Source organism: Shewanella gelidimarina, from assembly GCF_023283945.1.
Classification (GTDB): domain Bacteria; phylum Pseudomonadota; class Gammaproteobacteria; order Enterobacterales; family Shewanellaceae; genus Shewanella; species Shewanella gelidimarina.
The window spans coordinates 48,566-62,536 of the sequence record NZ_JAKIKW010000023.1 but is presented as its reverse complement, the minus strand read 5'-3'; the positions used below and the strand labels follow the sequence as shown (position 1 = coordinate 62,536).

Genomic DNA, 13,971 nt, shown 5'->3' with positions numbered 1-13,971 from the left:
TGTTAAACACCTTCTCTTACAAGCTGAGCAATATAATCGCCCATTTCACGGGTTGATTTTGCATTGTGACGCTCCTCAGCTGGCAGTAACTCACCGGTTAAATAACCGTCACCTAATGCTTTACCTACCGCTAACTCTATCGCCGTTGCGGCAGCTTCTTGCTTTAAGCTATGACGCAATAACAAAGCTGCAGACAAAATCTGCGCCACTGGATTGGCAATACCTTGGCCAGCAATATCTGGCGCACTGCCGCCAGCGGGCTCATACAAGCCAAAACCTGAACTGTTCATACTGATAGACGATAGTAAGCCCATAGAGCCGGTTAACATGGCAATCTCGTCAGAGATGATATCGCCAAATAAGTTAGAGCAGAGCATCACATCAAACTCATTGGGACGACGTAATAGTTGCATGGTCGCATTATCAATATAGATATGTTCAAGCTCAACATCTGGATAATCTTTCGCTACTGTTTCAACCACTTCACGCCATAACACAGAACAAGCTAATACATTCGCTTTGTCGACTGAGGTGACTTTTTTGCGACGACCTTGAGCAGTCTCAAAAGCAATTTTAGCGATGCGAGTGATCTCTTTACGGCTGTAGCGCATGGTATCAAACGCTTCTTCGTTTTCACCTGCGCCCTGACGGCCTTTAGGCTTACCAAAATAGATACCACTGGTGAGTTCTCGCACGCAAAGTATATCGAATCCACGCGATGAAATATCACTGCGCAACGGTGACATATGCTCAAGCCCAGCATGTAATTTAGCCGGACGCATATTACAGAACAGTTCAAAGTGGCCACGCAGCGGTAATAATGCTCCACGCTCTGGTTGATCATTTGGCGCTAAGTGTTCCCACTTAGGACCGCCTACTGAACCAAAAAGAATAGCGTCAGCGGCTTCGCAGCCTTTTAGAGTTGCATCAGGTAGCGGACAACCTTGATTATCAATAGCGGCGCCACCAACATCGTAATCCGTATATTCAATAGAAAGCGCAAAGCGTGCTTCTATTGCCGTTAGCACTTTACGGGCTTCAGCCATGACTTCAGGACCAATACCATCTCCAGCCAACACTGCTATTTGATAACTCATACGACAACTCACTCCTTTAATTTTTTCTTTATAGGGTGCATCACACTATTGCTGTGCTTAAAACCTAAACACAACCTAGCTCTTGCTTATTCAGTTTGATTTTTTGTTTACAATCGGCAACTTTGTCGGCTCGCCAAGTTAGATTCATCACGTGAATTAAGGCTTTAACAGAAGCCTCAACGACATCGGTGGCGAGTCCAACACCATGAAAGTTTTGGTTACGATAACTGGCAGTGATATCGACCTGGCCTAGTGCATTTTGCCCTTCGCCTTTTGCGCCAAGTTGATAGCTGGTGATATCAATCTCGCAGCCACTCGCACGGGCAACGGCTTTGTAAGCTGCATCGACGGGGCCATTACCAATGGCCGCTTCAGTAATCACTTCGCTGTTAACTTCTATTTTAACGGTGGCCGTCGCACTCCCTTCGGTAGAATCCGAATGGACCACTAATTGCTGTAATTTAAAATGATCATCGTCCTCCGCTTGCGCTTCCATAAAGGCGAGCGCTTCAAGATCGTAATCAAATACCTGGCCTTTTTTATCAGCTAACACGAGGAAATCGTTATACAACACGTCCATATCGTAATCTTGCTCGCTATAACCGAGTTCACTCATACGATGCTTAATAACATGTCTTCCTGAACGTGACGTCATGTTCAGATTGCTACGGTTTAACCCTATACTTTCTGGCGTCATAATCTCGTAGGTGTTTTTCGCTTTTAACATGCCATCTTGATGAATACCGGAAGAGTGTGTGAAGGCATTAGCGCCCACAATAGCTTTGTTTGCCTGCACTGGCATATTACAAAGCTGGCTCACCAAACTCGAAGTACGATGGATCTCTTTGGCATTAATACCAGTCTCTAGACCCAAGGTGCCTTTACGAGTCGACAAAATCATCGCGATCTCTTCTAACGAACAGTTACCGGCACGCTCACCAATACCGTTGACGGTGCACTCAATTTGGCGGGCACCGTGCTGCACTGCCGTAATAGAGTTAGCCACCGACAAACCAAGATCGTCATGACAATGCACCGAGATAACGGCTTGGTCGATATTAGGTACTCTGTTAAACAAGGTTTGAATAATGCCACCGAATTCACTCGGTACGGTATAACCGACAGTATCAGGAATGTTTATGGTGCGAGCACCCGCCTTAATGGCCTCCTCAACCATTCTACAAAGGTTATCAATCGGGGTTCGACCAGCATCTTCACATGAGAATTCAACATCATCGGTAAAGCGGCGCGCGTACTTAACTGCCGCCACTGCCATTTCCAATACTTGATCAAAAGAACGCTTAAGCTTACTTTCAACGTGAATGGTTGAGGTTGATATAAAGGTATGGATACGAAATTGATCAGCAACCGATAATGCTTGTGCGGCTGCATCGATATCTTTTTCTAATGCTCTTGATAGTGCACAAACACGGCTATTCTTTACCGTTTTAGCAATCGTCTGCACCGACTTAAAATCACCCGGTGATGACACCGGAAAGCCAACTTCCATGATATCAACGCCAAGACGTTCCAAGGCCAACGCAATTTGAAGCTTTTCTTTAACCGTTAAACTAGCAGCTAATGCTTGCTCACCATCACGTAGTGTCGTGTCAAATATAATCACGCGGTTAGACATCTATTATCTCCATTGAACTTCAAACGTTCAGTTATGCTTTCAGGCAATTTAAATACAAAAAACCCCGCGTATTGTGCGCGGGGTTTATAAATGCTGGCTTTCTCAAGCGTGTAGCACTATATCCGCCGCGCAGTGACTGCGAGAATGAGAATGAGGAGTCGGAATAGTGTGCTTGTGTGTTTCATCAATGATTATTCATCTTTATTAAATAAATATTCCAGCATTAGTTGCTGACAGAGTTAATTTTTAACGCGACCAGCCATCTGTGTCAAGTCTAAATTGCTCAACTTCAGCATTTAACAAGCCGAACATTGCTTACGCAAAAGACAATGGCAACGATTAAAGTTAATTAAAAACGCTAGAGCGAGATATTATTGCTAAGCAGCACTAAAAATAGAGTGATGTCGCAATATTCTCAACTGTTTAGCTTTTTTATGCATATTTTTAGATAAAATGGTTATAATAGCTTCGTTCTGCTAATGGAAAGCGGATTGAAGAGTTACCACTGGAGCTAAAAATGGATTTTAGGATCATCGTTCTTTGTCTGGCATGCTGGATTTCGCCAGTCTATGCGGGGACGTTAGAACAACTTGATCAATTAAATACCCTTGTATTTCAATATCCAAGTCAAGCATTGTCAGAGATTAATACGCTTGAAGGTCACTTTGAGGGGGTTGTAAGATCAGACTCTATATTAATGCGCTTAAGTGCGCTTAAATGTGAATCCTATATCCAACTTGGCGAAAATGCGGCAGCTGTCAATCTCGCACGTTTAAGCGAAGCTAGGGCAAAACAGTCAGGACTTGAACAAGCTCGGCCCTACTTTTTAAACTGTATGGCGCAAGCTTATGCAAACGTCGGTGACTATCAACAAGCATTGCCACTGTTATACTCCTCAATTTCATTGTCACGTCAGCTAAAACAGCCCCAAGCTTTGATCAGTGGTCTCTGGCTAAGAAGCCTGCTTAATGCCAATGTTAATCACAACAGCGCGGCCATTGAAGATCTACGATTAGCCCTCGATATCTATCCAGACATGACTCAACAAAAACAAAAATGGACTTGGCCGCCTAAAGGCTACCTGTACACATCAATGGCCAAACAGTTGGCGGAGATAGGCGAACAAAAAGAGGCAGAGAAAAATCTAAAAAAAGCCTTGAATGAAGAGACAACACAAGGAAAAGTGTTACTTTTTATTGCGCTTGATATGGCAAGGTTTGCCCAGCAAAATCAGCAACCAAACCTACGTAATAAGTATACTCAGATAGCAAGAGTCAAACTCGCCGAGTTAGGTACACCATTGGAGCTTGCGATTGCTTACAAAACAATTGCACTTATTGATTTTGACAGCGGGAAATACAGCAGCGCAGAACAACTATTAAACCTCAGTTTAAGTACATTTCGTAAGGAAGCTGATGTCATTAACACTATTAGCGTTTTATGGCTAAATGCGCAAGTTAAACTAAAGCGGCATAATGAAGCTGCAGGTTTGACGCTAATGGAGCAAGCAATATCATTGGCGAAGGACAATGCTCGTTACTCAGATTTAAAAAATTGCTATGCCACTTTGGCGACTTACTTTGCAGAGCAGGGAAAGTTCTCACTCGCGTATCAATATCAGCTTAAACAATTAGACGCTCTCGAAAATGAAACGCTATCGATTAAGCATATTTGGTTATCTCAGCTAAAGGCAGATTTAAGCCGCAAAGAGCAGATCACCCCGCCAACACACTCCCTTATCACGGCAACGACATCCAATGGGATAATGTTCAGTTCTTTCTTCCCCATCGCGTTAGTGATTGTCAGTTTGGTTATATTTATCACTTGGTACCAAAGAAAACTACCGCAACAAAAACAAACTGAACACCTCATAGTCAATCTTGACACCAAGATGGATAAGAAGCAGTCTCTTGAAGCACTGCTCAATATCAATAAACAGGCTGGCTACCCTTTGTCCTTATTAGTCTTTAATCCCAAGCATATTATTGCTGCTGATGTGCCGATTGTTATAGAGCAACTACAAACAAAGTTGCGGGAACAAGATGTGTTATTACAGCAATCTGATCAGCAGATCATTATCGTGCTGCCACATACGTCAGAGCAAGGTGCGATGAATGTGATCAAGCAGCTCTCGAGTACTATTTCAGTGTGGCAAGAAGAGAGCAAAGTCAATATTGGCCTAGCATCTATGCAACAGTTTGATGATCTGCATTCAATGATAAAGCGAGCCAATATTAACCAACTAAGAAAACTAAAAACGAGCTAAAACCAAGCTCATTATCCTTCGGCTAAGTAGTTTTCGATCTCATCCAAAAACTCACCACCAAAACGTTCTAATTTTCGCTCACCAACACCATTAACCGCCAGTAACTCAGCGGGACTGGTGGGTAAAATAGAGGCCATTTCAGCTAAAGTGGCATCGTTAAACACCAAATATGGCGGTACATCTAGCTCCTCGGCCATGGTGCGTCTCAATAACTTAAGTCTGGCAAAGAGTTTACGATCATAATTGATTGGCGCTTTAGGATTATGGCCACGGCGCTTAGTGGTTTGAATGACGATTCTTGGCTCTGCCAGTAATAACTCAACTTCGCCTTTTAATACCGTTCGTGCTGAAGGGTTAAGGGTAACGGAAGAGCCACGAGTGATATCTTGGTTAGCAAGCCCTAGATGGATAAGCTGGCGAATCACACTTAACCAATGTTCATGGCTTTTCTCTTTACCTATTCCCCAGGTCGAAAGTTTGTTGTGCCCCCGCTCCATCACAGTGGCCGCTTTAGAACCTCTCAACACTTCAATCAGGTGGTTAACACCAAAACGTTGCCCGAGTCGATAAATGCACGACAGCACTTTTTGGGCATCTTGAATGCCATTGTATTTTTTCGGTGGGTCCAAACAAATATCACAGTTACCGCAGGGCTCTAACGCGCTTTCATCAAAATAGTGCAGCAAGACTTGGCGACGACATGTCTGCGCCTCAGCGAAGGCAGCCATCGTGTTGAGCTTATGAAACTCTACCTGTTGCTGCGGCCCCGGTTCCGATTGATCAATAAGATGCCTAACTCTACCGATGTCGGCAGGGTCAAATAGCATCAGCGCTTCAGAGTCGAGACCGTCTCGACCTGCTCGGCCCGTTTCTTGGTAGTAAGCTTCAACGCTTTTAGGAATATCGTAGTGCACCACGTAACGCACGTTGGACTTGTTGATCCCCATGCCGAAGGCCACGGTTGCCACGACAATATCCAGTTGATCTTTTAGAAAGCGATCTTGCACATTGGCTCGCTCTTCTTGAGTGCGACCAGCATGATACGCTTCGGCCTGATGCCCCTGTAGGCGCAAACGTTCAGCAACTTCGTCCACTCTGCGACGACTGCTACAATAAACGATGCCACTGTTACCATTTTGCGCATCAATAAACTGCCGCAACTGATTAGCCGCATTGAGCTTTTCAGCGACGGTATAGCGAATATTAGGTCTATCGAAGCTCGTCAGTAACGAGAATGGCTTTATCGTCAATCGCTCACAGATGTCCACCCGTGTGGCATTATCTGCCGTGGCGGTTAATGCCATGATAGGCACCTGAGGAAACTGCTGTCGTAATCGGCCAAGCGCTGCATATTCAGGTCTAAAATCATGGCCCCATTGCGAAATACAATGCGCTTCGTCAATGGCGAATAAAGAAATATTTAGCTCATGGAGTCGGTCAATAAAGCTTGCTTGCAGTAACCGCTCTGGTGAAACGTAAAGTAATTTTAGTTCGCCATAACGCATCTGCTGCAAAATCTTTAGGCTCTCTTCCCTAGGTTGAGACGAGTTAAGATAAGCTGCGGCCACGCCAGTCTGAGTCAGGCTGTCGACTTGATCCTTCATTAACGATATCAGTGGTGACACCACTATCGTTAAACCTGAAAGTTGCAATGCGGGCAGCTGATAACACAGGCTTTTACCACCGCCAGTCGGCATGATCACTAAGCAGTCTTGTCCAGCGCAGATCTGTTCAATGACCTCACGCTGACCGTCTCTAAACGTGCGATATCCAAAGACAGACTGAAGGCTTGCTGATAACTGATCGACCGGTTGTTCGATTGCCACCTTATCCATAGTGAACCTGTGTTAAATATAAGGCCGACCATTCTAATGGAGCGAACTGCCGTTGTCTCTCCCCAAACGGTTTATCGATTGAAATTTAAACTTGCAACACAGGCTCAATTAGCGATAGATTAAATGCTCTAACACTAAGCGGTTGATCCTAAAAGAAACAAGCAGGGAGCAAAATGAGTAATATTATTCAACAAGAAACATTACGCAGGGTCGCTGAGGTGTTTGACCAACATGTGCCGTTTCACAACTTACTCGGCATGGATATCAAACGTTATGATGTGGAAGGCGTTGAAGTTGTCGTCGAAATGAAGCCTGAATTGATTGGTAATATCCATCAAAAAATATTGCACGGTGGCGTTACGGCAACCGTACTTGATGTTGTTGGCGGATTGACGGCTTTTTCTGGCCTAGTCGCCAGCCGTGATGACTGGAGTATTCAAGAGTTAGAGAAACGTATTCAAACCTTAAGCACCATCGATCTTAGAATTGATTATTTACGTCCTGGACGTGGCGAGATTTTTACCGGGACTGGTACCGTCATTCGCGCAGGCAATCGAGTGTCAGTTTCCAGAATGGAACTGCATAATGAAAAAGGCGACCATATTGCCTTTGGCACAGGCACTTATATGGTTGGCTAATCGACGAACGCATAATAAGCGATAGTGAAACCGCACTCATCGCTTTACGCTAACAAAAATGACCGACTCAATACCTAAGCTCACGATAGCCATTTTATAAAAAATGCTTATATGTCTGACTCCGGGCTCATGTGGCGGCATTTATTTCCTCACTGTCACTATCTTCTAACACGGCAGTGGTAGATAAACACTCAGGCAAACTTGAGTCTGCACCACTACGAGATTACAATTGCGCCCTACTCCCTCTTTTTAGCACATTCTAATGCAAGATATTGAACACCGTAAAGGCATCACATTTGCCATTTGCGCCTACACCCTGTGGGGCTTCGCTCCGCTGTACTTCAAATTGCTAACTGATGTGTCTGCAACTGAGATATTGTTGCACCGCGTACTTTGGTCATTTGTTTTTGTAGCGTTATTAATGAGCTTTTTTGGCGGCTTTAGTCGTGTCAGACAACTATTAAAAAAGCCCAAACAATTAGCCGTTCTGTGTATCACCTCGTTATTAATCGCCGCTAACTGGCTGCTGTTTATTTGGGCGGTGAATAACGACCATATGCTCGATGCCAGTTTAGGTTACTTTATTAACCCTCTGGTTAATGTACTTTTAGCCATGCTGTTTCTCGGTGAGCGCTTGCGCAAACTGCAGTGGGCTGCGGTTTCTTTAGCCGCCATTGGTGTGTCGGTACAGCTAATCTCGTTTGGCTCTATTCCACTCGTATCGCTTGCCTTAGCAGGCTCTTTTGCTTGTTATGGATTACTGCGTAAGAAAGCCAATGTTGATGCAAAAACGGGCTTACTGGTTGAGACCGCGATTTTGATGCCAATTGCGCTGATTTATCTATTAAGCAATATGGGCGATTCAATGACGCATCTGTTGAACAATGACATGCATCTCAATCTATTATTGCTCGCAGCCGGTGTAGTGACGACGGTGCCACTATTGTGTTTTTCGGCGGCGGCTGTGCGGATCCCATTCACCATGCTCGGATTTTTTCAGTACATCGGACCCAGCATCATGTTTATTCTTGCAGTAAACTTGTTTAACGAGCCCTTTGATATAGAAAAAGGCATTACCTTCGCCTTTATTTGGGCAGCGCTAGCCCTGTTTACTGTCGATATGTTCTATAAGCGAAAACAGAAAAAGTAGGCCTTACAAATACTAAAAAGCGAACCCTTAAGGTTCGCTTTTTACGTAATAGGTCTTTAGACTTATTTGATAGCACTTAACAGCGCATCAGGCTGCGCTATGCTCAGTAGTATTGAGTAGCCTCTTAACGTGGGGATCACCACCACGGCGTCGGTCTCAGTTATCGCCACAAATGCCTTTTGCTGATCTGACAATCTAAACCATCCAAGCTGAAAGCCTGGCATGCCCACACCGTTAACGCGAAGATCCGGTTTTAAACTAAGATCAGCTCCTTGTTGCCAAGCTAACTTACGGATCTCTAGCTTATTAACATCTTCAATCGGTAGGGTAAAACCATAAAAAGGCACATCAACCGTTACAGAATCTGTCGTCAAAATGAGCTTGGCATCATTAACGCTATACAGCATCCAACTAAACGCACCGACCATAGGTAGCAGTACCGCTGCTATTACCACCTTGCTGGTTTGCGGCAGTGCCTTGTAGTAGATGTAAATGCCCAATCCAATAAAGCCGACCAGTAAGGCAATAAAGCTCCAGTTACCTGTCGAACTGAGTGGCGCAAGATCAAAGCTCTGAGTCATAGTACGTTCCCATCAATACAGTCGCTCTATCCTTGGCCACAAGACATACTAGGTCAAGATTAACTTGGCGCAAAACACTTATAAATCTAATGCTAGGATCTTAGATTTACGTTGATAGTTATACAGCTGCTTCTTTTTCCCTGGTAGCTCATCGACTTCAACAATCGTAAAACCATGCTCTAAAAACCAATGAATACTGCGCGTAGTTAACGCAAACAGCCGTGAGTAGCCCCTTACCCTTGCTTGGCTAATAATATTTTGCAGCAACAAACTGCCACGATCAGCATCTCGGTATTCTGGATGCACGACTAAACAGGCGAACTCCCCCGCGTTGTCCTCTTCAAAAGGGTAGAAGGCAGCACAACCGATCACTAAACTATCGCGCTCAATCAGCATAAACTGCTCTATCTCAACTTCAAGCTGTTCACGCGAACGACGCACTAAGATCCCTTTTTCCTCCAGCGGCCGGATAAGATCTAAAATGCCGCCGATATCTCTGATAGAAGCACGGCGCAAGCGCTCTGCACTTTCAGTCACAATTTGCGTTCCGATACCGTCCCGAGAGAACAGTTCTTGTAGCAGCGCACCATCATCTAAATAACTGACAAAATGACAACGACTCACGCCATTACGGCATGCATCAATACTGGCTTGTAAAAAAGCGTTGGTCCCTAGACAGAGTGGCGCTTGTGCTGGCAAATTATTGAGTATGCTTTGGGCATCGGTCGGCATCAATTCAGCAAGGACGTCTCCATGCTCATCCATAATCCCTTTATGCGCGCTAAAGCCAATCATCTTGTCAGCCTTCAACTTAACCGCAATTTGCGTCGCAACCTCTTCAGCCGTTAAGTTAAAGCTCTCTCCAGTGACTGAAGCTGCTACAGGGCCTAATAAAACGATGCAGCCACTGTCTAACTGCCGTTTGAGTCCGTGAGTGTCAATCCGCCTCACCCTACCGCTAAGGCTATAATCCACACCATCTTCAACCCCTAATGGCTGCGCAATAACAAAATTGCCACTAACCACATTAATTTGAGCGCCCTGCATGGGAGTATTGCTCAAACTCATCGACAGCCGAGCGGTGATATCCAGTTGCAATGCACCAACGACTTGCTTGATCACTTTAAATGTATCTTCTTCAGTGATCCTCACACCATTGTAATACTCGGGGGTTAGGCTGTGCTGAGCGAGTGCTTCATCGATTTGTGGCCGAGCACCGTGAACCAGCACAATCTTGATCCCTAAACTATGCAGTAGGGCGATATCGTTAATAATGGCTTTGAACTGCGGCTGCGCAAGCGCTTCGCCACCAAGCATAACGACAAATGTTTTACCTCTATGCGCATTGACATAGGAAGCTGAGTGACGAAAACCATCGACAAGTTCTGTAGTACGCACGCTAAATCCACCTTATAGTCTAAATAGACAGTCGCAACAATCTGCATCATTGATAAACACCAATGATGATATTGCATTTTAATTCATTTAAACAGCATTTATTTTCACTTTTAGATATAAAAACAACATTATTAAGCATGTGAATTTAAATGGTTGGACCCTATTATGCTAATGATGGCAGAAGTGAATAATCAGTCGTTGTCGCGGCGGAGGGTATTACCGATAATAGGTGCGGATTTTAAGACAAAAAAAAGCCTCTAAAAATAGAGGCTTTTTAAGATGCTAAAAGTAAGTTACTACTTCATTTTAGCTTCTTTGTAGATAACATGCTGACGAATAACTGGATCAAATTTCTTGATTTCCATTTTTTCAGGCATGTTACGCTTGTTCTTTTCAGTCGTGTAGAAGTGACCAGTTTTAGCGCTAGATACTAGCTTGATCTTCTCACGATTACCTTTAGATTTAGCCATGGTTTATTATACCTTCTCGCCACGGGCACGAAGTTCAGCAACAACTACTTCGATACCTTTCTTATCAACGATACGCATACCCTTAGTAGAGATACGTAACTTCACGAAACGTTTTTCAGTTTCTAACCAGAATCTGTGATTCTGTAGGTTAGGTAAAAAACGACGACGCGTAGAATTCTTTGCGTGCGAACGGTTGTTACCAACCATTGGTTTCTTGCCAGTTACTTGGCATATTCTTGACATGTCAAACTTCTCCAAAACAATATATATAACGCTCGAGCATTAATGTACCTCGAACACGGCCGTCGCCTGAGGCACACAACAGAGGGCGCATTTTATACAGGATCTAAAATAAAAGATCAAGGGTTAGATTAATCTATCCACCCTCGTTCAGCGAAAGAAACTATCTCTCGATCGCCTACAACCATATGGTCTAACAGGGAAACATCGATAGTTTGTAGGGCTTGTTTCAATCGCTCAGTAATTCGTCTGTCGGCTGTACTTGGCTCTGCAACTCCAGAGGGATGATTGTGACACACGATCACAGCCGCAGCTTTTTTCTCAAGCACCAAGCTCACCACATCTCGTGGATAAACTGACGCAGAATTTATTGTGCCCCTGAATAATTCAACGAATTGAATCACCCGATGTTGGCTATCTAATAGTAAAACAGCAAACACTTCGTAGGCACGATCCCCTAATTGTCTCATTAAATAGTCTCGAGTTAAATCAGGATCCGATAAAATTTTACCTCTTTTTAGATTTTCTTTCGAAATTCGCGTACCGATCTCAACAGCAGCCTGCAATTGAGCATACTTAACCGGACCAATTCCATCTATACGGCATACTTCTGCTTGAGACGCTGTCAGCAAGCTTCTAAGCCCGCCAAACTCGGTAATCATCATACGAGCTAATTCAACGGCACTTAAGCCCTTAAGGCCAACCCTGAGCAATACTGCAAGTAACTCCGCATCCGATAGTTGCTGTGCACCATTAAGCAGTAGCTTTTCTCTTGGCCCTTCGCCTTGTGGCCAGTCTTTAATTCCCACAATAACCTCCTTGTTATTATTTAATATTGAGTATGGTCGAGAATTTACCAACTTGTTCATCAACTGGATTAGGATTGTGATATCTTAGGCCGCACATCGGCTGCACGGATAGCATTAAAATCCGTCAAAATGATAATGGAAAGAGTACGTATGGGTTTGAAAAATAAGAAAGTCCTTTTAGGTATTGGAGGTGGCATTGCTGCCTATAAATCTGCTGATTTAGTTCGCAAACTAAAAGACCGTGGCGCTGACGTTAGAGTCGTCATGAGCCAAAGTGCGCAGCAATTTATCACACCACTCACCCTCCAAGCTTTATCTGGCTATCCAGTTGCCACCGACCTGCTCGACCCCACTGCAGAAGCCTCCATGGGCCATATAGAATTAGCCCGCTGGGCTGACTTAGTCATTATTGCCCCCGCCACGGCAAACTTAATTGCGCGCATGAGTATCGGCATGGCCGATGAACTCATCACCACCACATGCTTAGCAACAGAAGCTCCTATAGTGCTTTGCCCTGCGATGAATCAGCAGATGTACCGCAATGCAGCGACGCAAGCCAATTTAAAAACCGTAGCACAACGCGGCTTTACCATATGGGGCCCAGATTCTGGCTCACAAGCCTGTGGCGAAGTGGGCCCTGGCAGAATGTTAGAACCGGTGGCGATTGCAGAGCGAGCCGAGCAGCTATTGGGGCCAAAATTGTTAGATGGCGTGTCTTTATTGCTCACGGCAGGACCCACCCGTGAAGCCATAGATCCCGTAAGGTATATCTCGAATCACAGTTCAGGAAAAATGGGCTTTGCACTTGCTAGCGCGGCTGCTGAGATGGGTGCAACAGTCACACTCGTTGCAGGACCTGTAAACTTAGCCACTCCAGCGAATGTGACCCGTATTGATGTTGGGTCAGCACAAGAGATGCTTGATGCCGTGATCCCAGAAGTAAAAAACCACCAAATTTTTATCGGTTGTGCGGCGGTGGCTGATTATCGAATCGCGGATATTGCAGAGAGTAAAATAAAAAAATCTGCGGAGCAGATGCAGCTTGCGCTCGTTCGAAATCCTGATATCTTAGCCACCGTTGCCAGCCATGCTAAACGTCCGTTTACGGTTGGTTTTGCAGCAGAAACAAATGATGTCGAGCAATACGCCAAAGGTAAACTGGTGCGTAAGAAACTCGATATGATCGCCGCCAATGATGTGTCTAACAGTAACATTGGTTTTAATAGCGACAATAATGCGCTCAGCGTGTTTTGGCACGATGGTGCGACACACTTTCCCGCTGTCGACAAACAAACTTTAGCCAAGCAATTACTCACTCTAATCGCAGAAAAAGTAAAAAATTAAATGAAAACACCGATTGAATTAAAGATTCTAGACTCTCGTATTGGCACCCAGTTCCCACTGCCAGCTTATGCGACGCCAGGTAGTGCTGGAATGGATTTACGCGCTATCACTGACACTCAGCTCACCATACAACCGGGTGAAACTGTGCTAATCCCAACCGGTATTGCAGTGCATGTGGCAGATCCAAGTTTGGCCGCCATCATATTACCTCGTTCAGGCCTAGGCCATAAGCACGGCATCGTGCTCGGTAACTTAGTGGGGTTAATCGACTCTGATTACCAAGGACCCTTAATGGTTTCTTGCTGGAATCGGGGCAGTGAACCATTCACCATCGAGATTGGTGACCGTCTTGCGCAGTTAGTCTTTGTTCCCGTCGTACAAGCCGAATTTAAGCTTGTGGATGAATTTGATGGCTCAGACCGCGGTGCAGGCGGTTTTGGTCATTCAGGTACAAAATAATAAATTACCGCGTTAAACGCATCACCACATTTTGTAGATAGCACGGAG

At 44.7% G+C, this 13,971-nt stretch carries 13 protein-coding genes; 5 read left to right on the top strand and 8 right to left on the bottom strand.

Annotation, left to right across the window (positions count from 1 at the left end):
* Positions 1–2: 2 nt before the first annotated feature.
* Together leuB and leuA are read right to left on the bottom strand one after the other, a co-directional pair.
* Positions 3–1,097: a 3-isopropylmalate dehydrogenase gene (leuB, locus tag L2729_RS17475; RefSeq protein ID WP_248989416.1), complete on the bottom strand. Its 1,095-nt coding sequence runs from the start codon at positions 1,095–1,097 to the stop codon at positions 3–5.
* Positions 1,098–1,161: 64 nt separating this feature from the next.
* A complete protein-coding gene (gene leuA, locus L2729_RS17470) occupies positions 1,162–2,733 on the bottom strand; it encodes a 2-isopropylmalate synthase (protein WP_248989415.1) in 1,572 nt (523 codons plus the stop codon).
* Positions 2,734–3,250: 517 nt separating this feature from the next.
* On the opposite strand from leuA, the gene L2729_RS17465 reads away from it, so the two are divergent.
* Positions 3,251–4,999, top strand: a complete 1,749-nt coding sequence (locus tag L2729_RS17465) for a histidine kinase (RefSeq protein WP_248989414.1) — start codon at positions 3,251–3,253, stop codon at positions 4,997–4,999.
* Positions 5,000–5,010: 11 nt separating this feature from the next.
* On the opposite strand, the gene recQ is transcribed toward L2729_RS17465, so the two are convergent.
* Positions 5,011–6,834, bottom strand: coding sequence for a DNA helicase RecQ (gene recQ / locus L2729_RS17460; RefSeq protein WP_248989413.1), 1,824 nt, complete (start codon positions 6,832–6,834; stop codon positions 5,011–5,013).
* A gap of 173 nt (positions 6,835–7,007) precedes the next feature.
* Between recQ and L2729_RS17455 the strand changes: the two genes are divergently transcribed.
* On the top strand, positions 7,008–7,472 hold the full coding sequence (locus L2729_RS17455) for a thioesterase family protein (RefSeq protein ID WP_248989412.1): 465 nt from the start codon (positions 7,008–7,010) through the stop codon (positions 7,470–7,472).
* Between the two features lie 262 nt (positions 7,473–7,734).
* The gene (gene rarD, locus L2729_RS17450; protein ID WP_248989411.1) at positions 7,735–8,622 is read left to right on the top strand and encodes an EamA family transporter RarD; all 888 of its coding nucleotides are present in this window, start codon (positions 7,735–7,737) and stop codon (positions 8,620–8,622) included.
* 62 nt (positions 8,623–8,684) lie between these two features.
* On the opposite strand, the gene L2729_RS17445 is transcribed toward rarD, so the two are convergent.
* From L2729_RS17445 to radC, 5 genes are all read right to left on the bottom strand, one after another.
* On the bottom strand, positions 8,685–9,203 hold the full coding sequence (locus L2729_RS17445; RefSeq protein WP_248989410.1) for a PH domain-containing protein: 519 nt from the start codon (positions 9,201–9,203) through the stop codon (positions 8,685–8,687).
* A gap of 78 nt (positions 9,204–9,281) precedes the next feature.
* Positions 9,282–10,601 carry an amino-acid N-acetyltransferase gene (gene argA, locus L2729_RS17440; RefSeq protein WP_248989409.1) on the bottom strand — a complete coding sequence of 440 codons (1,320 nt, stop codon included), beginning with the start codon at positions 10,599–10,601 and terminating at the stop codon, positions 9,282–9,284.
* Between the two features lie 296 nt (positions 10,602–10,897).
* Positions 10,898–11,071, bottom strand: a complete 174-nt coding sequence (gene rpmG, locus L2729_RS17435; protein WP_101089358.1) for a 50S ribosomal protein L33 — start codon at positions 11,069–11,071, stop codon at positions 10,898–10,900.
* A 6-nt stretch (positions 11,072–11,077) separates the two neighbouring features.
* Positions 11,078–11,314 (bottom strand): 50S ribosomal protein L28, encoded by a 237-nt coding sequence (gene rpmB, locus L2729_RS17430; RefSeq protein WP_248989408.1) that lies wholly within the window; start codon positions 11,312–11,314, stop codon positions 11,078–11,080.
* A 128-nt stretch (positions 11,315–11,442) separates the two neighbouring features.
* Positions 11,443–12,120, bottom strand: a complete 678-nt coding sequence (radC, locus tag L2729_RS17425) for a RadC family protein (RefSeq protein ID WP_248989407.1) — start codon at positions 12,118–12,120, stop codon at positions 11,443–11,445.
* 150 nt (positions 12,121–12,270) lie between these two features.
* Here radC and coaBC point away from each other — a divergent pair, with 150 nt between their 5' ends.
* On the top strand, positions 12,271–13,464 hold the full coding sequence (gene coaBC, locus L2729_RS17420; protein ID WP_248989406.1) for a bifunctional phosphopantothenoylcysteine decarboxylase/phosphopantothenate--cysteine ligase CoaBC: 1,194 nt from the start codon (positions 12,271–12,273) through the stop codon (positions 13,462–13,464).
* A complete protein-coding gene (gene dut, locus L2729_RS17415) occupies positions 13,465–13,923 on the top strand; it encodes a dUTP diphosphatase (RefSeq protein WP_248989405.1) in 459 nt (152 codons plus the stop codon).
* The last annotated feature ends 48 nt before the right edge of the window (positions 13,924–13,971 follow it).

Excerpts from the sequence above, each read along its gene's own strand:
- leuA (WP_248989415.1), bottom strand. The coding sequence starts at position 2,733 with ATGTCTAACCGCGTGATTATATTTGACACGACACTACGTGATGGTGAG.
- rpmB (WP_248989408.1), bottom strand. The coding sequence starts at position 11,314 with ATGTCAAGAATATGCCAAGTAACTGGCAAGAAACCAATGGTTGGTAAC.
- leuB (WP_248989416.1), bottom strand. The coding sequence starts at position 1,097 with ATGAGTTATCAAATAGCAGTGTTGGCTGGAGATGGTATTGGTCCTGAA.
- coaBC (WP_248989406.1), top strand. The coding sequence starts at position 12,271 with ATGGGTTTGAAAAATAAGAAAGTCCTTTTAGGTATTGGAGGTGGCATT.
- dut (WP_248989405.1), top strand. The coding sequence starts at position 13,465 with ATGAAAACACCGATTGAATTAAAGATTCTAGACTCTCGTATTGGCACC.
- L2729_RS17455 (WP_248989412.1), top strand. The coding sequence starts at position 7,008 with ATGAGTAATATTATTCAACAAGAAACATTACGCAGGGTCGCTGAGGTG.
- L2729_RS17465 (WP_248989414.1), top strand. The coding sequence starts at position 3,251 with ATGGATTTTAGGATCATCGTTCTTTGTCTGGCATGCTGGATTTCGCCA.
- rpmG (WP_101089358.1), bottom strand. The coding sequence starts at position 11,071 with ATGGCTAAATCTAAAGGTAATCGTGAGAAGATCAAGCTAGTATCTAGC.
- rarD (WP_248989411.1), top strand. The coding sequence starts at position 7,735 with ATGCAAGATATTGAACACCGTAAAGGCATCACATTTGCCATTTGCGCC.
- recQ (WP_248989413.1), bottom strand. The coding sequence starts at position 6,834 with ATGGATAAGGTGGCAATCGAACAACCGGTCGATCAGTTATCAGCAAGC.
- L2729_RS17445 (WP_248989410.1), bottom strand. The coding sequence starts at position 9,203 with ATGACTCAGAGCTTTGATCTTGCGCCACTCAGTTCGACAGGTAACTGG.